Annotated in this window: 24 protein-coding genes; 10 read left to right on the top strand and 14 right to left on the bottom strand. The window is 70.9% G+C overall.

The window, feature by feature from the left end:
* Positions 1-41: 41 nt before the first annotated feature.
* The 9 genes from ACQF4J_RS14875 to ACQF4J_RS14915 all read left to right on the top strand — a co-directional run bounded on the left by ACQF4J_RS14875 (position 42) and on the right by ACQF4J_RS14915 (position 4744).
* Positions 42-245: a hypothetical protein gene (locus ACQF4J_RS14875; RefSeq protein WP_351805119.1), complete on the top strand. Its 204-nt coding sequence runs from the start codon at positions 42-44 to the stop codon at positions 243-245.
* A complete protein-coding gene (locus ACQF4J_RS14880; RefSeq protein WP_427165799.1) occupies positions 245-928 on the top strand; it encodes a DUF2637 domain-containing protein in 684 nt (227 codons plus the stop codon). Before ACQF4J_RS14875 ends, ACQF4J_RS14880 begins: the two co-directional genes overlap by 1 nt.
* 20 nt (positions 929-948) lie before the next feature.
* Positions 949-1140 carry a mobile element transfer protein gene (locus tag ACQF4J_RS14885; RefSeq protein WP_280895874.1) on the top strand — a complete coding sequence of 64 codons (192 nt, stop codon included), beginning with the start codon at positions 949-951 and terminating at the stop codon, positions 1138-1140.
* 12 nt (positions 1141-1152) lie between these two features.
* Positions 1153-1308 (top strand): hypothetical protein, encoded by a 156-nt coding sequence (locus tag ACQF4J_RS14890; RefSeq protein WP_280895873.1) that lies wholly within the window; start codon positions 1153-1155, stop codon positions 1306-1308.
* Positions 1309-1330: 22 nt separating this feature from the next.
* The gene (locus tag ACQF4J_RS14895; protein WP_427165800.1) at positions 1331-1648 is read left to right on the top strand and encodes a SpdD-like protein; all 318 of its coding nucleotides are present in this window, start codon (positions 1331-1333) and stop codon (positions 1646-1648) included.
* A gap of 89 nt (positions 1649-1737) precedes the next feature.
* Positions 1738-1938 (top strand): hypothetical protein, encoded by a 201-nt coding sequence (locus tag ACQF4J_RS14900; RefSeq protein WP_427165801.1) that lies wholly within the window; start codon positions 1738-1740, stop codon positions 1936-1938.
* Complete coding sequence (gene repSA / locus ACQF4J_RS14905; protein WP_427165802.1) at positions 1931-3307, top strand: replication initiator protein RepSA; 1377 nt, start codon at positions 1931-1933, stop codon at positions 3305-3307. The genes ACQF4J_RS14900 and repSA overlap by 8 nt, the downstream gene beginning before the upstream one ends.
* 1 nt (position 3308) lies before the next feature.
* Positions 3309-3506 carry a helix-turn-helix transcriptional regulator gene (locus ACQF4J_RS14910; RefSeq protein ID WP_352389447.1) on the top strand — a complete coding sequence of 66 codons (198 nt, stop codon included), beginning with the start codon at positions 3309-3311 and terminating at the stop codon, positions 3504-3506.
* Positions 3506-4744 carry a tyrosine-type recombinase/integrase gene (locus ACQF4J_RS14915; protein WP_427165803.1) on the top strand — a complete coding sequence of 413 codons (1239 nt, stop codon included), beginning with the start codon at positions 3506-3508 and terminating at the stop codon, positions 4742-4744. The genes ACQF4J_RS14910 and ACQF4J_RS14915 overlap by 1 nt, the downstream gene beginning before the upstream one ends.
* A 196-nt stretch (positions 4745-4940) precedes the next feature.
* On the opposite strand, the gene ACQF4J_RS14920 is transcribed toward ACQF4J_RS14915, so the two are convergent.
* From ACQF4J_RS14920 to rpsB, 6 genes are all read right to left on the bottom strand, one after another.
* Positions 4941-5390: an SRPBCC family protein gene (locus ACQF4J_RS14920; RefSeq protein ID WP_351568261.1), complete on the bottom strand. Its 450-nt coding sequence runs from the start codon at positions 5388-5390 to the stop codon at positions 4941-4943.
* A 100-nt stretch (positions 5391-5490) separates the two neighbouring features.
* Positions 5491-6657 (bottom strand): phosphatidate cytidylyltransferase, encoded by a 1167-nt coding sequence (locus tag ACQF4J_RS14925; protein WP_351805139.1) that lies wholly within the window; start codon positions 6655-6657, stop codon positions 5491-5493.
* On the bottom strand, positions 6657-7214 hold the full coding sequence (gene frr, locus ACQF4J_RS14930) for a ribosome recycling factor (RefSeq protein ID WP_030943211.1): 558 nt from the start codon (positions 7212-7214) through the stop codon (positions 6657-6659). Before frr ends, ACQF4J_RS14925 begins: the two co-directional genes overlap by 1 nt.
* A 142-nt stretch (positions 7215-7356) precedes the next feature.
* On the bottom strand, positions 7357-8115 hold the full coding sequence (gene pyrH / locus ACQF4J_RS14935; RefSeq protein ID WP_351805141.1) for a UMP kinase: 759 nt from the start codon (positions 8113-8115) through the stop codon (positions 7357-7359).
* A 171-nt stretch (positions 8116-8286) separates the two neighbouring features.
* The gene (gene tsf, locus ACQF4J_RS14940) at positions 8287-9123 is read right to left on the bottom strand and encodes a translation elongation factor Ts (protein WP_058922724.1); all 837 of its coding nucleotides are present in this window, start codon (positions 9121-9123) and stop codon (positions 8287-8289) included.
* 158 nt (positions 9124-9281) lie between these two features.
* A complete protein-coding gene (rpsB, locus tag ACQF4J_RS14945; protein WP_351568271.1) occupies positions 9282-10193 on the bottom strand; it encodes a 30S ribosomal protein S2 in 912 nt (303 codons plus the stop codon).
* Between the two features lie 271 nt (positions 10194-10464).
* Here rpsB and ACQF4J_RS14950 point away from each other — a divergent pair, with 271 nt between their 5' ends.
* On the top strand, positions 10465-11061 hold the full coding sequence (locus tag ACQF4J_RS14950) for a M23 family metallopeptidase (RefSeq protein WP_351806243.1): 597 nt from the start codon (positions 10465-10467) through the stop codon (positions 11059-11061).
* Here the strand turns inward: ACQF4J_RS14950 and ACQF4J_RS14955 are convergent.
* The 8 genes from ACQF4J_RS14955 to lepB form a co-directional block, all read right to left on the bottom strand.
* Positions 11041-11595, bottom strand: a complete 555-nt coding sequence (locus ACQF4J_RS14955) for a TetR/AcrR family transcriptional regulator (protein ID WP_351568408.1) — start codon at positions 11593-11595, stop codon at positions 11041-11043. The genes ACQF4J_RS14950 and ACQF4J_RS14955 overlap by 21 nt on opposite strands.
* 85 nt (positions 11596-11680) lie before the next feature.
* Complete coding sequence (gene whiG / locus ACQF4J_RS14960; RefSeq protein WP_351568277.1) at positions 11681-12523, bottom strand: RNA polymerase sigma factor WhiG; 843 nt, start codon at positions 12521-12523, stop codon at positions 11681-11683.
* Positions 12524-12732: 209 nt separating this feature from the next.
* The gene (gene dprA / locus ACQF4J_RS14965; RefSeq protein ID WP_427165804.1) at positions 12733-13926 is read right to left on the bottom strand and encodes a DNA-processing protein DprA; all 1194 of its coding nucleotides are present in this window, start codon (positions 13924-13926) and stop codon (positions 12733-12735) included.
* Complete coding sequence (locus tag ACQF4J_RS14970; RefSeq protein WP_427165805.1) at positions 13923-15548, bottom strand: YifB family Mg chelatase-like AAA ATPase; 1626 nt, start codon at positions 15546-15548, stop codon at positions 13923-13925. The genes dprA and ACQF4J_RS14970 overlap by 4 nt, the downstream gene beginning before the upstream one ends.
* Complete coding sequence (locus ACQF4J_RS14975; protein ID WP_427165806.1) at positions 15549-15911, bottom strand: YraN family protein; 363 nt, start codon at positions 15909-15911, stop codon at positions 15549-15551. It abuts the gene before it with no gap.
* 123 nt (positions 15912-16034) lie between these two features.
* Positions 16035-16343, bottom strand: a complete 309-nt coding sequence (locus tag ACQF4J_RS14980) for a DUF2469 domain-containing protein (protein ID WP_005311352.1) — start codon at positions 16341-16343, stop codon at positions 16035-16037.
* A gap of 72 nt (positions 16344-16415) precedes the next feature.
* On the bottom strand, positions 16416-16943 hold the full coding sequence (locus ACQF4J_RS14985; RefSeq protein WP_351568289.1) for an NUDIX hydrolase: 528 nt from the start codon (positions 16941-16943) through the stop codon (positions 16416-16418).
* Positions 16933-17709, bottom strand: a complete 777-nt coding sequence (gene lepB / locus ACQF4J_RS14990) for a signal peptidase I (RefSeq protein WP_351568292.1) — start codon at positions 17707-17709, stop codon at positions 16933-16935. Before lepB ends, ACQF4J_RS14985 begins: the two co-directional genes overlap by 11 nt.
* Between the last annotated feature and the right edge of the window lie 80 nt (positions 17710-17789).

A 17789-nucleotide genomic window follows, 5' to 3' on the forward strand; every position in this document is an offset into this window, starting at 1 on the left:
GGTCCCTACCCGCCCCATGCCTACTGAAGGGAGAGCACGTCATGTGCCCCGACTGCGAGGACTTCGCCCGCACCGTGCTCCTGCTGGGCCAACTCGCCCTCTACGCCGACGTACTCGACGCTGACCACGGCTTCATCGAGGCGGTGGGCCCGTCCCTCGCCGCGTCCCTGCCCGAGCCGCCGCCCGGTACGTTCCCGCCCGGCTCCGACCCGACCGACGGTCCCGACTACCCCGGCGGCTCGTGATGGCCCGCCCTTCATTCCGCGTGGACGCCGTCCTCGTCCAGGCCGTCATCGCCGGAGCGCTGTCCTTCGCCCACCTTCACGACCTCGCTGCCGCTGCCGGACAGGACGGCTGGAAAGCCTGGGCCTACCCGATCTCGGTGGACCTGCTCCTGGTCGCCTCTTGGCGGCGGCTGCGCAGTGAGGGCCCGTCCCGGCTGGCCTGGTGCTGGTTCCTGATCGCCCTGGTGGCCTCACTCGGCGCCAACGTCGCGACGGCCGGACTCCTCGACCTCCAACAGGTCCCGGCCTGGCTGCGCATCCTCGTCGCCGCCTGGCCCGCACTGGCCTTCATGGGCGGCACGCTCCTCGCCCACTCCGCCACCGACCACCCGGCACCCGAAGTGCCGGCCACCACGCCCGAGCCCGAGCCGGTCACCTCGCCCGAGTCCGAGACCCTCCCGGCCGCAGTCACCGAGGCCGAGGAAGCCCCGGCACTCCCGGCCGCCGATCCCCCGGCACCCGAACCCGCGGCCCCTGCTGCCCCGGCTGCGCCCGCCGTTCCGGTCGCTCTGGTCGACCACGCCCGCAAGGTCGCCGACGACTACCGGACCCGCACCGGAACACCGATCGACACCGACACCTTGCGTGCCCGTCTCGGCGTCCCGCCCCAGCTCGCCAACGCCATCGCCGCCCAACTCGCCTGAGCCGAAAGGACACGACCTCGATGCCTGCCCGCGACCACTTCCACTCCGTCATGCGAATCGGCCCCGTGCAGATCGGCACCCACCGCGACCGCCACGGCCAGACCAAGCACGCGGCCGTGTGCACCAACGACCGCTGCGGCTGGTCCTCCGACTACTCCAGTCAGTCGGCCGCCCAGCTCGCCGCCCGCACCCACCGCTGCCGCGTCCGCTAGGAGGCACCACTCATGGACGTCCCTCTCTGGTTCGCCCTCGCCGTCGTCGGCTACCTCGGCTGCAAGCTCATCCGCCCGCCGCTCTGGCTGGTCCTGGTGCTGCTCCTGGGCGGCTACCTCATCGCCGAAAGCTTCCTCGCCCCGGTCATCGACACCGCCGTCAAGTAACCACCCGCGAAGGAGATCCGCCATGATCCGCCCCAAGATCCCCGCCATGCCCCAGCCGACCGGGCTCATCACCCCGCCCGTCGTCGAGCCGACCACCGTCATCCAGCAGCCGACCACCGCCCCCGCGTCGGTCGCCCCGGTCACGGCGTCTGCCCGGCCCACCATCCAGCTCACCCCCGGCGCTGTCGTCGCCCTGATCGGTGGTGGGACGGCCGTGGTCCTGGTCGTCGGCGCGGTCCTGGTCTCGATGCTCCTCGCGGTCGCCATCACCGGCGCCTCGGTGGCCGTCTGCGCCCTGGTCATCCGCTCGCTCATCAACACCGAGGCCAAGCGACGCTGACCGGCCCCCGGGCGGCCTCAACCGCCAAGTCTCCGCTGCCCGGGAGCCCTGCCCATTCCGAACCCGAAGATCCGGAAGGAACCTCCAGCATGACGCACCGCGTCACACCGCCGCCCCGCATCTGCCCCAACTGCGACGGCTTCGCCTCCGCCGCCATCACTCTCGGCGGCCGCGACCCGCACGGTCACCTGCGCACCATCACCGCGCACTGCCCGGCCTGCCAGGGCACCGGCACCACTCACCGCCGCACCCGCCGCACCCGCCGCACGCGGGAGGGCGCCCGTGCCTGATCTGCTCCTCGACCCGGCCACCCTCGGCGACCTGCTGAGGGTGGCCTCGGCCGATGACTATGACCGCTGGAATGAGCAGATCCGCCGCACCGGAGGCTGCGCCGACCCGATCCACTTGACCGGCTGGACGATCGCCAAGGACAAGACGACCGGCGAAACCCTGCATCACTACTCCACCGAGAACGAACCCGGCGGACGTCTCCGCGTTGCGTGCGGCAACCGCCGTGCCTCCCGCTGCCCGTCCTGCGCCTGGACGTACGCGGGCGACACCTACCACCTCATCCGCGCGGGCCTGGCCGGAGACGACCGCCGCGACATCCCGTCCACCGTTCGCGAGCACCCCCGCGTCTTCGCTACCCTCACCGCCCCCTCGTTCGGCCCAGTCCACAACCGGCCCGACCAGGGCATCTGCCGCTGTGGCACCCCCCACCCTGCCGACGACCCCGCCCTTGGTACCGCCCTGGACTCGAACACCTACGACTACGCAGGCGCCGTCCTCTTCAACAACCACGCGGGCAATCTGTGGCAGCGCTTCACCACCCGCCTCCGCCGCGAGATCGCCGCCCGCGTCGGCATAACCCGTCGGGAACTCGCCGACCACGCACGCGTCTCGTACGGCAAGGTTGCCGAGTTCCAGAAGCGCGGTGCCCTCCACTTCCACGCCGTGATCCGGATCGACGGCCCCGAGGGACCAGGCACCCCTCCCCCGGCCTGGGCCACCGTGCAGCTGCTCGACGACGCGATACGCGCCGCCGCCGCGCATTCCTACACCTCGGTCTCGGTCCCGGCCGCCGACGACCAACCCGCCCGCACCTTCCGATGGGGCACGCAACTCGACGTCCGCCCCGTCAAGGCCTTCGGAGACGGCTCCGACATCACCGAACAGGCCGTCGCCTCCTACGTCGCCAAGTACGCCACCAAGGCCGCCGAGAACACCGGCACCCTTGACCGCCGCATCGGCGAACTCTCCGAACTCGACCGCTACCAGGTCCCCGACCACACCCGCCGCCTGATCGAAGCCTGCAAGCTGCTCGACCCCCTGTACCCCGATCGCCGTATCTGGGCCTGGGCACACATGCTCGGCTTCCGGGGCCACTTCAGCTCGAAGTCCCGCCGCTACTCGACCACCCTCGGTGAACTCCGCCAGGCCCGCGCCGACTTCCGTGCAGCCCAGGAACGCGAAGCCCTTGGCCTGGACGACCGCGAGCCGGACACCGTCCTCGTCCTCTCCGACTGGCAGTACGCCGGACACGGCCACACCCCCGGCGAATCCGCCCTCGCCGCCACCATCGCCCGCGACCTCCAACTCAACCGCGAGACCGCCCGCGAAGCCCTACGCGACCAATCCGCCGACGAAAGGGAGTGGTGACATGTCCTCCGAGCTGCCGAGCCGCTTCCTGACCCCCGACGACTTGGTCGACATGTTCGAGCTGCCCAGCGTCGAGACGGTCTACCAGTGGCGCCGCAAGCGCACCGGCCCCCGCGGCTTCCGCGTCGGCCGGCACCTGCGCTTCGACCCGAATGACGTACGGGCCTGGGTGGACTCCCAGATCGGGGAGGCTGCCTGATGGCCGGGCATATCCAAGACCGCTGGTACAAGACCGAGCCGGGGTCAGACGGCAAGCCGGTGAAGGTGAAGACTGACCGCTACGGCAGCGGGCTGCGTTATCGGGCCCGATACGTCGGTCCCGACGGCACGGAGAAGAGCCGGTCCTTCCCCGACCGCCAGAAGCGCAAGGCGGAGGAGTGGCTGGCCGAGACGGCGGCCGACATGTCCCGTGGTCAGTACGTCGACCCCAAGGCTGCCCGGATGACCTTCCAGCAGTACGCGGAGCGCTGGATCACCGGGCAGACGACCGACCTGAACACCCGTATCGGAGTGGAGATGCGGCTTCGACGGCACGCCTTCCCCCGCATCGGGGCGCGTCCGCTCGGGTCCTTCCGGCCGGTCCACATCCGCGAGTTCGTGCGTGACCTGGAGACCGACTCGACGATAGGCGACAGCTACGCCCGCAACATCTACGCCAACGTCCGCGCGGTGCTGTCGGCCGCCGTGGATGACGGCCACCTCGCCCGGAACCCGTGCTCGGCGGCATCGGTCCGCCCGCCGTCCGTCTCGGCGGCTCGGGTCGTGCCCTGGCTCCCGTCCCAGGTGCGGGCGGTCCGCGACGCGCTGCCCGAGCGCTACCGGGCCATGGTCGACGTGGGGAGCGGCTGCGGTCTCCGCCAGGGCGAGATCATCGGTCTGTCCGAGGACTCCGTGCGCTTCGACGGCGACACGGTCAGGGTCACCACTCAGGTCAAGCTGATCCGGGGCACAGCCGTCTTCGCTCCGCCCAAGGGCAACAAGGAGCGGGACGTGCCGCTGCCGTCCTCCGTGGCCTCTGCCCTGCGCCGGCACATGGAGCGTCACCCGCCCGTGGGCATCAAGCTGCCGTGGGGTCGGCCGGACGGCCCGCTCACCGAGCGGCGTCTGATCTTCACCAACACGGTCGGCGGCATCGTCTGGCGGAGCAACTTCAACTTCCACGAGTGGAAGCGCGCTCTCGCCGCGGCCGGTCTCATCCCTACGCCGGAATCCGGCAAGCCGCACGCCTCCGCCCGGCAGCACGGAATGCACGCCCTCCGCCACTTCTACGCCTCGGTCCTCCTGGACGCGGGCGAGAGCATCAAGGCCGTGAGCGAGTACCTCGGCCACGCCGATCCGGCGATGACACTGCGGGTCTACGCCCACCTGATGCCCAGCAGCAGCGAGCGCGCCCGCCGGGCCTTGGACGACGTCTTCGGGACGGCACAGGAGCCCTGACGGCCCAGGGACGGCCCACCGGGCACAAGACGGCCCCCTACTGGCGACAAAACCGCTGGTAGGGGGCTTCTTCATGCCCGTGAAAGATCAGTTCTCCGGGCTTAGGCATGGCCGTACCAGTGTCGCAGATCAATTCCGTGCCCCGGGATGCCCGGCCCGGTGAGGCAGCCCGGGGTGCTCTGCCACGGGGGTCGCGTCAAGCGGCCGTCTGTTCCAGCTTGTCCTTCAACAGGCGCTCGTTGCGGGGCATCTCCCTGCGGGCCTGGCGGCGGACGACGAGCGGCAGCAGGAGCTTGCCGATGCCGTGGCCCTCGAAGTCGAGGTCCATCGTCACGTGGGTACGACGGCCGTCGTCGAGGGGCGTGAGCTCGGCGTGGAACCTGCCCCTGACCGGGCCGTCGATTCCGTGCACGGACCAGGAGTGCTGCGGGTCGTACTCGGTGCACTCCATCGTCATCGGAACCTCGCGCCGACCCATGTGCCGGGTGACACGGACGCGGGAGCCCAGACCGAAGGGGTGGTCGTCGAGCTGTTCGGCGGAGACCGCGCTCAGCTGCCATTCCGGCAGGTGGGAGGGGTCGATGACGTACGCCCAGACATCCTCGGGACGGCGGTCCACGTCGAACTCTTCATGGATGGCGGTCATGGCGCCTCCTCTTCGGGACATTCCCTTTGAGGGCTTATACCGGGATCGTCCCACTCGCCCGACGGCCGCGCCATCGAGCGAGCGGGACTTCACAGGCCTGTCAGCCCATCCCGACGAACAGCACCAGCAGCAGCCACACCACGGGAGCCGTCGGCAGCAGCGAGTCCAGGCGGTCCATGATGCCGCCGTGGCCCGGCAGGAGCGTGCCCATGTCCTTGATGCCCAGGTCCCGCTTGATCATCGACTCGCCGAGGTCGCCCAGTGTGGCACTGCCCGCGACCGCGAGGCCGAGGACGAGGCCCTGCCACCAGGCGCCGTCGTCGATCAGGAACTGCATGCACAGCGCGCCCGCCACCATCGCGAACGACACCGCGCCGAACAGGCCCTCACGGGTCTTGCCCGGGCTGATGCGCGGCGCCAGCTTGTGCCGGCCGAAGCGCCAGCCGACGGCGTACGCGCCCGTGTCGCTGACCACCGTCAGGAGAAGGAACGTCAGGACGCGCCAGGGGCCGTCGTCGGCCGTCAGCATCATGGCGACGAAGGTCGCCAGGAACGGGACGTAGAAGGCCGCGAAGACGCCCGCCGTGACGTCCTTGAGGTAGCCCTCCGGCGGCTCCGTCATACGCCAGACCAGGATCGCGAGTGCCGTCAGAGCCATCGCCACCCACGCGCCCTCGGCACCGCGCACGTATCCGGCGACGACCATCGCGGCGCCGCCGAGTGCCAGCGGAACGAGGGGCGCCTTGATGCCCTTGCGCTCCTGCAGCCGGCTGGTCAGTTCCCACAGGCCGACGACCACGGCGACCGCGATGACGCCGACGAAGACGGCCTTGACAACGAACAGCGACGCGATGATCACCACGCCGAGCCCGACACCGACCCCTATGGCCGCGCCCAGGTCGCGCCCCGCGCTCTTCTTCTGCGGCTGCGGCGCCGGCTGGGGGGCGTCGGGCATGGGCTCCGGATTCTGCTGCGCCGCCGGGTGGGGCGGTGCCTGCTGCATGTCGTAGGTCTGCGCCTGCGGCGATTGTTCGCGGAACAAGGGGCCGCTCAGCCGAGCGGCCCCCCGGTCGTCATCCTGGTCTTCGCCGTATCGAGGCACGGGTCCGTCGGGCGCGATGGGCATGGGGCGAGTCTGCTGCGCCTCAGGCGCATCGTACGCGGGACCCGCCGGGGCGGCCCCCTGGACAGGCCCCTGGTCGGTGGGCCCCCAGTAGCCGCCCTGCGACCCGGTGTGTGGCGGCGCTCCCCAGGAAGAGTCGTTCATCAGACCTCGAGCAGCTCCGCTTCCTTGTGCTTCAGGAGCTCGTCGACCTGTGCCACGTACTTGTGGGTGGAGTCGTCGAGTTCCTTCTCAGCACGGCGGCCCTCGTCCTCGCCGACCTCGCCGTCCTTGATCAGCTTGTCGATGGCGTCCTTGGCCTTGCGGCGCACGGAACGGATGGACACGCGCGCGTCCTCGGCCTTGCCCTTGGCGACCTTGATGTAGTCGCGACGGCGCTCCTCGGTGAGCTCGGGGAACACCACCCGGATGATGTTGCCGTCGTTGCTCGGGTTGACGCCCAGGTCGGAGTCGCGGATGGCCTGCTCGATGTTGCGCAGGGCCGTCTTGTCGAACGGGGTCACTACCGCCATGCGCGGCTCCGGCACGGAGAACGAAGCCAGCTGGTTGATCGGCGTCGGCGCGCCGTAGTAGTCGGCCACGATCTTGTTGAACATCGCCGGGTGCGCACGACCGGTACGGATCGCGGCGAAGTCCTCCTTGGCGACCACGACGGCCTTCTCCATCTTCTCCTCGGCCTCGAGGAGGGTCTCTTCGATCACCACTTGCTCCTGCGTGTCTTGAGTGAGGCCCGGCTGCGGTTCCTGTGGGGCGGCGGCCGGCTGCGTCGCGTCTTCTTCCTGCACGGTTCCCGACCTGCGGGACATTGTCCATCCCCCGGTCAGGGTCCGTAGGTGTTGCCTGTCAGTCCCGGCTGTCCTGGTCACCCACAAGCGTGCCGATCTTCTCACCCTTGACGGCGCGGGCGATATTGCCCTCGACCAGAAGCTCGAAGACGAGGATCGGAAGCTTGTTGTCGCGGCACAGCGTGATGGCGGTGGCGTCGGCGACCTTGAGGTCGCGGGTGATGACCTCGCCGTAGCCGAGGGAGTCGAACTTGACGGCGTCCGGGTTGCGCTTGGGGTCGGAGTCGTAGACCCCGTCGACACCGTTCTTGCCCATCAGCAGCGCCTCGGCGTCGATCTCCAGGGCGCGCTGCGCGGCGGTGGTGTCGGTGGAGAAGTACGGCATGCCCATACCGGCGCCGAAGATGACCACGCGGCCCTTCTCCAGGTGGCGCACGGCACGCAGCGGGATGTACGGCTCGGCGACCTGCCCCATGGTGATCGCGGTCTGCACCCGGGAGTCGATGCCCTCCTTCTCCAGGAAGTCCTGGAGGGCGAGGCAGTTCATCACGGTGCCGAGCATGCCCATGTAGTCCGAGCGGGCCCGGTCCATGCCGCGCTGCTGGAGCTCGGCGCCGCGGAAGAAGTTGCCGCCGCCGATGACGACCGCGACCTGGGAGCCGTCGCGGACGACGGCCGCGATCTCACGGGCGATCTTGTGCACCACGTCGGGGTCGACCCCCAGGCCCCCACCACCGGAGAAGGCCTCACCGGACAGCTTCAGCAGAAACCGGCCGCATACTTTGCCGTCGTCGCTCTTCTGGGGCTTGGTGGTCATGGAGATCCCGCCTCTTTCACGTGTTGCACATACGAAGAAGGCCATTGCCGCTGGGGTGGCATTTCGCTCCCATGCTCGGCAATGGCCTCCTCGTCAGATCCGCTGTCGTCCGTCACCCGCTGACAACTGCGTACGACCCTATCGGGGTCGCGCGCCGATCGCGGTACGGACTCAGATGCCGACCTTGATGCGCGCGAAGCGCTTCAGGGTGACACCGGCCTCGTCCAGGACCTTCTGGACGGACTTCTTGTTGTCGAGCGCGTACGGCTGACCGAGCAGCGTGGCGTCCTTGAAGAAGCCGTTGAGGCGACCCTCGACGATCTTCGGCAGGGCGGCCTCGGGCTTGCCCTCGGCGCGGGTGGTCTCCTCGGCGATGCGACGCTCGGACTCGACGACCTCGGCCGGCACGTCCTCCTTGGAGAGGTACTTCGGCGCGAAGGCGGCGATGTGCTGGGCGACGCCCTTGGCGACCTCGGCGTTCGGCTTGTCCAGCTCGACGAGGACACCGATCTGCGGGGGCAGGTCGGGCATCGTGCGGTGCATGTACGCGAGGACGTAGCCGTCGGAGTACTGCGCGAAGCGGTCCAGGACGATCTTCTCGCCCAGGTTGGCGTTGGCCTCGTCCACGAACGCCTGGACGGTCTTGCCGGCCTCGATCTCGGAGGCGAGCAGGGCGTCGAGGTCGGCCGGGGAGGTCTTCGCGACGTGCTCGGCGATCGCGGTGGCGACGGCCTGGAACTTCTCGCCCTTGGCGACGAAGTCCGTCTCGCACTTCAGCTCGACCAGGACGCCGGAGGAGTTGTCGTCGGCGATGATGGAGACCACGGCGCCGTTCTCGGCGGAGCGGCCCTCGCGCTTGGCGACGCCCTTCTGGCCCTTGATGCGCAGCGCCTCGACGGCCTTGTCGACGTTGCCCTCGGCCTCGTCCAGCGCCTTCTTGCAGTCCATCATGCCGGCGCCCGTGAGCTCACGAAGCTTCTTGACGTCGGCGGCGGTGTAGTTCGCCATGAGTCTGTGAATCTTTCTCGAAGTCTGGAAGATCGAAGATCTACGGGGTCTACCGCCCTCATGTAGCCGGGGGCCGCCGACTCTCCGCTGATCTACGGGTGAACGGCGGGGGCGGACTTGATGTCGCCGCCCCCGCCGTCACCACTGACGCTGACGGGTCAGGCCTGCTCGGCGTCCGCGGCCGGAGCGGCCTCGGCGGCCGGAGCCTCGGCCGCGGGGGCCTCGGCAGCGGCCTCGGCGGGAGCCTCAGCGGCCTCGGCCGGCTTCTCGGCCTCGGCGGCGGGGGCCTCGTCGGCCTTCTTCTCACCCTCGAGCAGGTCGCGCTCCCACTCGGCGAGCGGCTCGCCCGCGGCCTTCTCCTTGCCCTCGGTGGCCACACCGCTGCGGGCGATGAGGCCCTCGGCGACGGCGTCGGCGATCACGCGGGTGAGCAGGGTGACGGAGCGGATCGCGTCGTCGTTGCCCGGGATCTTGTAATCGACCTCGTCGGGGTCGCAGTTGGTGTCGAGGATGGCGACGACCGGGATGTTGAGCTTCCGGGCCTCGCCGACCGCGATGTGCTCCTTCTTGGTGTCCACGATCCAGACGGCGCTGGGCACCTTCTGCATCTCGCGGATACCGCCGAGGGTCTTCTCCAGCTTGGCCTTCTCGCGCGAGAGCACGAGAAGCTCCTTCTTGGTCAGACCCGAGGCCGCGACGTCCTCGAAGTCGATCTGCTCGAGCTCCTTGAGGCGCTGCAGACGCTTGTAGACGGTGGAGAAGTTGGTGAGCATGCCGCCCAGCCAGCGCTGGTTGACGTAGGGCATGCCGACGCGGGTGGCCTGCTCGGCGATGGCCTCCTGCGCCTGCTTCTTCGTGCCGACGAACATGACCGTGCCGCCGTGGGCGACGGTCTCCTTGACGAACTCGTAGGCGCGGTCGATGTACGACAGCGACTGGAGCAGGTCGATGATGTAAATGCCGTTGCGCTCGGTGAAGATGAAGCGCTTCATCTTCGGGTTCCAGCGACGGGTCTGGTGACCGAAGTGGACGCCGCTTTCCAGCAGCTCCCGCATCGTGACGACGGCCATGGCCGTTTCTCCTTGAGTTTCTCGGTTGTGCCGCGGGGACCGGACGGCTCCCGCGCCTGACGCCCGCGTGCGCCTTGCCGCGAGGGACCGAGAGGCGCTGACACCGGCTTGTGACCACCTGATGTCGGGGCGTGCGAAGTCGACCCGGTGACCCGGATCGCCAGAAGAAGTGTACGGGACCGGCGGGGCACCGGGTGACGCCGCTGTCCACAACCCGGAAGTCGTCCACAGATCCCGGCCATGATCGGCTCGGGTGCGGGACGGTTTCCCCATGCGAGCGAAGCGATACGTACCCCTGACGGCGGCGGCGTTGCCGGCTCTGACGTGGGCCGTTCTGACCCCGTGGGCGTGGGCGCAGCCCCCGCCTGTCCCGGCGGCCTCCTCCCCCGGCGCCCCCGCGATCGGCCGCGCCTGGCCGGTGGGCGCCCACCCCGTGGTCCTACGGGGCTGGGAGGCCCCGGCGACGGTCTACGGCCCCGGTCACCGCGGCGTGGACCTGGCGGCGCCGGCCGGGACTCCGGTACGCGCCGTGGCGGCCGGCCGGGTCTCCTTCGCGGGCCGGGTGGCGGGCCGGGGCGTGGTGTCGGTGGAGCTGACCGGGACGGCTCTGCGCACGACGTACGAACCGGTCCGGGCGTCCGTGCGCAAGGGGGACGAGGTGGCGGCGGGCGAGGTGGTGGGGGTGGTGGAGCGGACGGGTGCGCACTGCGCGGTCGCGTGCGTGCACTGGGGCCTGCTCAGCGGGCGGACCTATCTGGATCCGCTGTCGCTGCTCCCGCCGTGGCTGCTGCGCGGTGGGCCCTCGAGACTGCTGCCCGTGCTCGGAGTGCCCCTGCCCCGGCCGGCCTCAGCCGCGTACGCCCCGTAGCGCCATGCCCACCGCCGCGTCCGCGACCACCGCGGGGTCCTCGGCGCCCAGCTCGATCCGCCGCACGGCCGCGTCCACGACGCCCTGCACCAGCATCGCGGCCAGCCGGGGCTCCGCGTGTCCCATCTCCGCCAGCGCCTCGACGATCATCGCGACGAGCCCGCCGTGCGCGGCCCTGATCCGCTCCCGCGCCCCCGCGTCGAGCTCGCTCGCCGAGATCGCGACCACGGCCCGGTGCCGCCGGTCCCCGACCAGCTCCAGCTGCCGCCGCACGTACGCCGCGATCCGGTCCTCGGCCGCGGCCTCCCGCTCCATGGCCGCCCCGACCTCGGCCGCCCACACGGGGAAGTCGACCTCGCACAGTTCCTCGACCACCGCGGCCCGCGACCGGAAGTACTCGTACACGGACGACCGCGCCAGCCCCGTCCGCTCGGCGAGGGCCGGGAACGTCAGCGCCTCCGTCCCGCCGTCGGACAGCAGGGACCGAGCCGCGTCCAGCAGGGCGGCTCGCTGCATCGACCGGTGTTCGGCCACGGAGGCCGCTCGAATCCTTGGCACGTCAACCACTTTACGGACGCACCACCCCTGACGGGAGCGAGTCACGCCCTCCGGCGGGCCGTCACCGCCCGAAGCCGGCCAGCTTCGCCCGCAGCTGCAGCACCGACTTGGTGTGGATCTGGCTCACCCGGCTCTCGGTCACCCCGAGCACGTTGCCGATCTCGGCGAGCGTGAGCCCCTCGTAGTAGTAGAGCGTGACGACGGTCTTCTCCCGCTCCGGCAGGGTGTTGATGGCCCGCGCCAGGAATCGTCGCAGCTCCCGGTCCTCGGCCACCTCCACGGGGTTGTCCGCGGCGGTGTCCTCCAGGGTGTCCATGACGCTCAGCCCGTCGCCGCCCTCACCCCCGACGTGCAGCAGCTCCTCCAGCGCGACCACGTTCGCGAGCGACAACTGACTGAACACCGCGTGGAGTTCGTCCACCGCGATGCCCATCTCGGCGGCCACCTCCCCCTCCGACGGCGTCCGTCTGAGCCGCGCCTCCAGCGTCGCGTACGCCCGCTCCACGTTGCGCGCCTTCTGCCGCACCGAGCGCGGGATCCAGTCCAGCGCCCGCAGCTCGTCGATCATCGCGCCCCGGATCCGGGTGATCGCGTACGTCTCGAACTTGATCTCCCGGTCGACGTCGAACTTCTCGATCGCGTCGATCAGCCCGAAGACGCCGGACGAGACGAAGTCGGCCTGTTCGACATTGGGCGGCAGACCGACGCTCACCCGTCCCGCCACGTATTTGACCAGCGGCGAGTAGTGCAGGATCAGCTGCTCCCGCAGCCGCTCGTCCCCCGTCGCCTTGTACGACCGCCACAGCTCGTCGAGCGTCGAGGGAGCGGGCGGCCGCACGCTGCCACCGTCACGGGCGGCTGGGGGGATCGCCGCCCGGTCGGACCCGGAGGTGTGCTGGGGCATTCGTCGCCTTGTGCCGTTCTGCCGTGAAGTACGCGTTCTACGTAAAGTGCGTCGGAATCCCCGTGAGCGTAGCGTGACTGGAGCGTCGCGGTGGGCGAGGAGCGGCGCGAAACGGGTACGCAGATACGTTCCGAGGGGTGCCCCACCCGCTCACGGCGATTGCCGTGCGTGACCGTCCGGGACCATCCCGCCGGGCGTTTGCCCTGGTGTCAGGCGTTCCCCCGGACGGCCGAACACGCTCCGTCGACATCGACGGCCCCCTCGCGCCCGGAGATCACGGCCCGGCGCGTCAACTTCCAGCCGTCGCCGTGTCGTTCGACGTAACCGAGTGATCGGAGTTCGTACAGTCTCGCGACCGCGTCCTCCTGCGAGGTCTGCGCGCCCCGCGCGACGGCGGCGGCCGACGCCGTGCCACGCCCGGGCAGCGCGGCGAGCACGCGCCGGGCGGCGGCCTCCAGCAGGTCCCGGGGCAGCACGGGTCCGCGCCGTTCCGGTGCCAGCTGACCGATGTCGCCGACCAGTTCGACGACCTCCGCGGGGTCGGTGACGAGCACGGCGTCGCCCCGCAGGAGTTCGTGCACGCCCGCCGACAGGCCGCTGGTGGCGGGGCCGGGCACCCCCATCGTGTGCCGGCCGAGCCGCTGTGCCGCCCGGGCCGTGACCAGCGAGCCGCTGCGGTGGGCGGCCTCCACGACGACGGTGCCCCTGGTCAGGGCGGCGATGACCCGGTTGCGGACGACGAAGCGGCCGGCCGTCGGGTGCTCGCCGGGCGGCAGCTCCCCGACGACGAGTCCCTGTTCCGCGATCCGGTTGATCAACTCGGTGTGCCCGCGGGGGTAGGGCCGGTCGACCCCGCAGGCCAGTACGGCGACGGTGGCGCCGCCGGCGGCGAGCGCGCCCCGGTGTGCGGCGCCGTCGACTCCGTAGGCACCGCCGGAGACGACCACCCAGCCGTGCTCGGCGAGACCCGCGCCGAGGGTGGCCGCCATGTGGGCGCCGTACTCGGTGCAGGCGCGGGCGCCGACGAGGGCGACGGATCTCAGCGCCCACATCCGCAGACTGGGCCGGCCTCGCACCCACAGGCCCAGGGGGCGGGCGTCACCCAGGTCGTCGAGCTGGCCGGGCCACTCCGGGCCGCCCGGCGCCACGAACCGCACACCGGCGTCCCGTGCGGCCCTCAGGTCCCGTCCGGGGTCGGCCTCCCGGGCCCGCCCGAGCATCCCCGTCCACCGATTGTCACTGACGCCGGCCGGCTGCGGCCCCCCGACCCGCAGGACCCGCGCCACCTCCACGACCCCCCACTCCCGAACCCACCGCCCCCCGACCGGATCCCCGGGCTCGAAAACCCGACCGAGCAGCACCCGCGCGAGCAGTTCGTCGTCCAGGTCCTCGTCCGCGCTCATGTCAGCGCCCCGATGGCCATGGGCGCGCCCCTCGGCACTCCCGTGCGCAGCTGCAGCGCGAGGGCGACGTCCGTGGCGTCGGGCCTGTCGTGACCGACGAGATCGGCGACGGTCCAGGCGACCCGCAGGACGCGGTCGAGTCCGCGGGCGGTCAGGACGCCGCGCTCCAGGTTGCGCTCGGCCTCGTCCATCGCGCCGCTCGCCGCGTGCCAGCGGCTGCGCAGTTCGCGGCCCGGGATCTCGCTGTTGGTCCGCCAGGGTGTGCCGGCGAGCCGGGCCGCCGCCCGTTGCCTGGCCGCCCGTACCCGGTCGGCGACCGCCGCCGTCGACTCGCCGCGTGCGCCGCGCTGCGTCAGCTCGGCGCGCGTGACCCGGTCCACTTCGACGCGAAGGTCGACGCGGTCGAGCAGCGGCCCGGACAGCCGCGCCTGGTAGCGGCGGACGGCCGAGGGCGGACACTCGCAGAAGTCGTCGGTCCGCGAGAAGCGGCCGCAGGGGCAGGGGTTGGCGGCGAGCACCATCAGGAACTTCGCCGGGAAGCGCACCACCCCGGCACTGCGGGCGATCACCACATGACCGGCCTCCAGCGGCTGCCGCAACGCGTCGAGGGCCCGGCTGCTGAACTCGGGAGTCTCATCGAGAAAGAGAACACCGCGGTGCGACAGGGACACGGCCCCGGGCCGCGCGACTCCCTGTCCGCCGCCCACGAGCGCCTGCATGGTCGCCGAGTGGTACGGGGCGCAGTACGGGGCGATGTCGATCAGCGGCTTGCCCGGTGGCAGCAGACCCGCCACCGAGTGGACGGCCGTGACCTCCAGGGACTCCTCGCGCGTGAGCCGGGGCAGGATGGCCGGGAGCCGTTCCGCGAGCATCGTCTTGCCGGCGCCCGGCGGCCCTTCCAGGAACAGGTGGTGTCCACCCGCCGCGGCGACCTCCACCGCCGTCCGCGCCGAGATCTGGCCGACGACGTCGGCGAGGTCGTGGCCCTGCTCGTGCTGGGCGGCGCCGAGGCTGTGCATACCGGTGGCCGCGCCCGTGCCGGGCACCCGCAGACCGGCGAGGAGGGGGTCCGGGCGGCCCAGCTCGTCCGGTTCCTCCTCGGGTACCGGCTCGTCCGCCAGGACGGCGATCAGCTGCCGCAGGCTGCGCACCCCGAGTACGGAGACACCGGGCACCAGCGAGGCCTCGGCGGCCGCGCACTCGGGCACGACCACCTGCTCGTATCCGGCGTCCGCCGCGGCGAGCACCGCCGGCAGGATGCCCCGGACCGGGCGCACGCGGCCGTCCAGTCCGAGCTCCCCGATCATCACGATGTCGGCGAGCACCCGAGGATCGATCCGCTCGGAGGCACCGAGCACCGCGCAGGCCACGGCGAGGTCGAACCCGCTGCCGGCCTTCGGCACCGAGGCGGGGCTGAGGCCGACCGTGAGCTTCTTCTGCGGCCACTCGCCGCCGGAGTTGACGACCGCGGCCCGGACCCGGTCCCGGCTCTCCGTCAGGCTCTTGTCGGGCAGCCCCACCAGGGTGAATGCGGCCACTCCCGGTTCCAGGTCGGCCTGGACCTCGACGACGACGCCTTCGACGCCCACCAGCGCCACCGCGCACGTTCGAGCGAATCCCATTCAGGCCACCCCCCGCGCATGCTCGACCCGGGCGGCTCCACGCCTGGGCAGGACCACGCCGACCAGGTCGATGCGGACCCCTCCTGGTGGGGCTCCTCCGTATGCGTGGATCCACTGCTCGGCCAGGCCGCGCAGCCGTCGGGCCTTCCCTGGGGTGATCGCGGCCATCGGGTGCTGGAAGGAATCCGCCCGCCGCGTCTTCACCTCGCAGACGACCAGCACCTCGCCGTCCCGCGCCACGATGTCGATCTCTCCGGACCTGCCGCAGCGCCAGTTGCGCTGCAGCACCGTCATTCCGGCCTCGGTCAGCCGGCGGGCGGCGAGGTCTTCTCCGTACTTGCCGAGTGCGCTCCGTGCGTTCATGTCGGCACCACCTCCGGCGCCAACCGTCACGCATCCCGCCCCACCGATTGGATCTTGGTGGACGACCGATCGGTTGTGGAAAACTCCGTCACCCACAAGGGCGACGCAAGAAGGCCAGGCGCCTCAGCTGCCCGGCAGCTCCAGGTCGCTCTTGTTGAGCTCCTCGATGTTCACGTCCTTGAACGTCAACACGCGGACCTGCTTCACGAAGCGCGCCGGCCGGTACATGTCCCACACCCAGGCATCCGCCATCGACACCTCGAAGAACACCTCACCCTGAACCGAGTGGACCTGCATCTCGTAGTCGTTGGTCAGGTAGAAGCGACGCTCGGTCTCGATCACGTATTTGAACAGACCGACGACATCGCGGTACTCCCGGTAGAGCTTCAGCTCCATCTCGGTCTCGTACTTCTCGAGGTCCTCGGCGCTCATGGCATGTTCCCCTTCAGCCGTGCGATCCCCCCATTGTGCGCCAGTCCCGTGCGCCCCCAGTCGATTTCCGGGTCACGGGACGACTTCCGGATCGAGGGTCACGGGCCTGGCCGGGGGACCTTCGTCGAGCAGCCGGCTCAGCAGCTCGGCGAGTCTGGTCGGATACACCGTCTCATGTGCCCGGGTCAGTTCCGCACACGTCCACCACCGCGCACCGGCCACGCTGCGCCGCTCCAGCTCCGTCAGGGCCGTCGCCCGCGTCGCCGTCTGGGCCGTATGTGCCAGGTAGTACCACTCGTCCTGGTCCCAGCGGCGGCCGGCGAACGGGAACGAGCACATCCGCCGCCACAGCACCGGCCCGAGCTCGACCTCGGTGATTCCGGTCTCCTCGGCGAGTTCCCGCAGGGCGGCCTCCTCACGACTCTCCTCGCCCTCGAGTCCGCCGCCGGGCGTGAACCACCAGTCGTCGGCCGGATCGTCCGGCTCGTGGCCGTGCAGCAGCAGGATGCGGTCATCGGGGTCCAGCAGGACGACCCGCGCGACCCTGCGCAGCTCTCGCGGTGAGGAGTCCTCGTGTGCGTCGGTCACCTCAGCGGGCACCCACGGGCTCCGTCCGCGTACGGGCGCGGCGGTTGCCCAGCCGCTTGGCGATCGGGCCGTAGGCCCCGCCGCCGAGGACCAGGACGCCTCCCACGACGATGAGGGTGACGATCACCCGCAGCGGTCCCGGCGTGGACAGCGCGCCGAGCGTCGCGAAGCCGGTCGGACGCTCCAGCATGCCCTTCGCGGGCCAGACGACGGCGTCCACGCGGGCGGTCACGGCAGAGCGCGCGACGGTGCCCTGGGCGGCGTCGCTGAGGTGGGCGGAGGAGTCCAGGGAGCCCGAGCGCTCGTCACCGAGCAGGAACAGGCGCCCCTTGGGGACCTTCACGGTCGGGATCTTCTTGTCCTCGACGGCGCCGCCCTTGAGGTAGCCCTCGTCGATCTGCTTGCCGTTGACGGTCAGCTTGCCGTCGGTGCAGCAGGAGACGGTGTCGCCGCCGACGGCCACCACGCGCTTGACCACGGAGGCGTTGGTCACCCAGGTCTTGTCGTTGAAGACGACGACGTCGCCCCGGCGGATCTCGCTGCCGTCGACGCGCTGCGCCAGCACCCGGTCACCGGCGTCGATGGTCGGTGTCATCGAGGTGGTCGGCACCGTGTACGGCCGGTACACCACCGCTCCCCAGCCGAATCCGCCGAGGAACAGCACAATGCCCAGCGCGACGGCCAGTCCGGACAGTCGCTGTCCGGCCTTGCTGCCCACCGGGCCCGTGCTCTTGCCACCGCTGCGCGGTGCCGTACGTGTCGTGCTCTCGCCACCCATGGACCCGCACCCTACCCGGCGGTACCTGACCCGGTCAGCCCCTCCGGGCCGCACCCGGGTCACAACTGCACCAGGGCTTC

This window comes from Streptomyces sp. C1-1 (genome assembly GCF_050214755.1).
GTDB lineage: Bacteria > Actinomycetota > Actinomycetes > Streptomycetales > Streptomycetaceae > Streptomyces.

Coding starts and splice junctions, on each gene's coding strand:
- ACQF4J_RS14950 (WP_351806243.1), top strand. CDS start 10,465: ATGCGAGCGAAGCGATACGTACCCCTGACGGCGGCGGCGTTGCCGGCT.
- ACQF4J_RS14880 (WP_427165799.1), top strand. CDS start 245: ATGGCCCGCCCTTCATTCCGCGTGGACGCCGTCCTCGTCCAGGCCGTC.
- ACQF4J_RS14915 (WP_427165803.1), top strand. CDS start 3,506: ATGGCCGGGCATATCCAAGACCGCTGGTACAAGACCGAGCCGGGGTCA.
- ACQF4J_RS14925 (WP_351805139.1), bottom strand. CDS start 6,657: ATGAACGACTCTTCCTGGGGAGCGCCGCCACACACCGGGTCGCAGGGC.
- ACQF4J_RS14980 (WP_005311352.1), bottom strand. CDS start 16,343: ATGAGCGCCGAGGACCTCGAGAAGTACGAGACCGAGATGGAGCTGAAG.
- ACQF4J_RS14970 (WP_427165805.1), bottom strand. CDS start 15,548: ATGGGATTCGCTCGAACGTGCGCGGTGGCGCTGGTGGGCGTCGAAGGC.
- ACQF4J_RS14885 (WP_280895874.1), top strand. CDS start 949: ATGCCTGCCCGCGACCACTTCCACTCCGTCATGCGAATCGGCCCCGTG.
- ACQF4J_RS14910 (WP_352389447.1), top strand. CDS start 3,309: ATGTCCTCCGAGCTGCCGAGCCGCTTCCTGACCCCCGACGACTTGGTC.
- ACQF4J_RS14975 (WP_427165806.1), bottom strand. CDS start 15,911: ATGAACGCACGGAGCGCACTCGGCAAGTACGGAGAAGACCTCGCCGCC.
- lepB (WP_351568292.1), bottom strand. CDS start 17,709: ATGGGTGGCGAGAGCACGACACGTACGGCACCGCGCAGCGGTGGCAAG.
- ACQF4J_RS14875 (WP_351805119.1), top strand. CDS start 42: ATGTGCCCCGACTGCGAGGACTTCGCCCGCACCGTGCTCCTGCTGGGC.
- whiG (WP_351568277.1), bottom strand. CDS start 12,523: ATGCCCCAGCACACCTCCGGGTCCGACCGGGCGGCGATCCCCCCAGCC.
- ACQF4J_RS14900 (WP_427165801.1), top strand. CDS start 1,738: ATGACGCACCGCGTCACACCGCCGCCCCGCATCTGCCCCAACTGCGAC.
- rpsB (WP_351568271.1), bottom strand. CDS start 10,193: ATGGCCGTCGTCACGATGCGGGAGCTGCTGGAAAGCGGCGTCCACTTC.
- ACQF4J_RS14920 (WP_351568261.1), bottom strand. CDS start 5,390: ATGACCGCCATCCATGAAGAGTTCGACGTGGACCGCCGTCCCGAGGAT.
- ACQF4J_RS14895 (WP_427165800.1), top strand. CDS start 1,331: ATGATCCGCCCCAAGATCCCCGCCATGCCCCAGCCGACCGGGCTCATC.
- ACQF4J_RS14890 (WP_280895873.1), top strand. CDS start 1,153: ATGGACGTCCCTCTCTGGTTCGCCCTCGCCGTCGTCGGCTACCTCGGC.
- tsf (WP_058922724.1), bottom strand. CDS start 9,123: ATGGCGAACTACACCGCCGCCGACGTCAAGAAGCTTCGTGAGCTCACG.
- dprA (WP_427165804.1), bottom strand. CDS start 13,926: ATGAGCGCGGACGAGGACCTGGACGACGAACTGCTCGCGCGGGTGCTG.
- pyrH (WP_351805141.1), bottom strand. CDS start 8,115: ATGACCACCAAGCCCCAGAAGAGCGACGACGGCAAAGTATGCGGCCGG.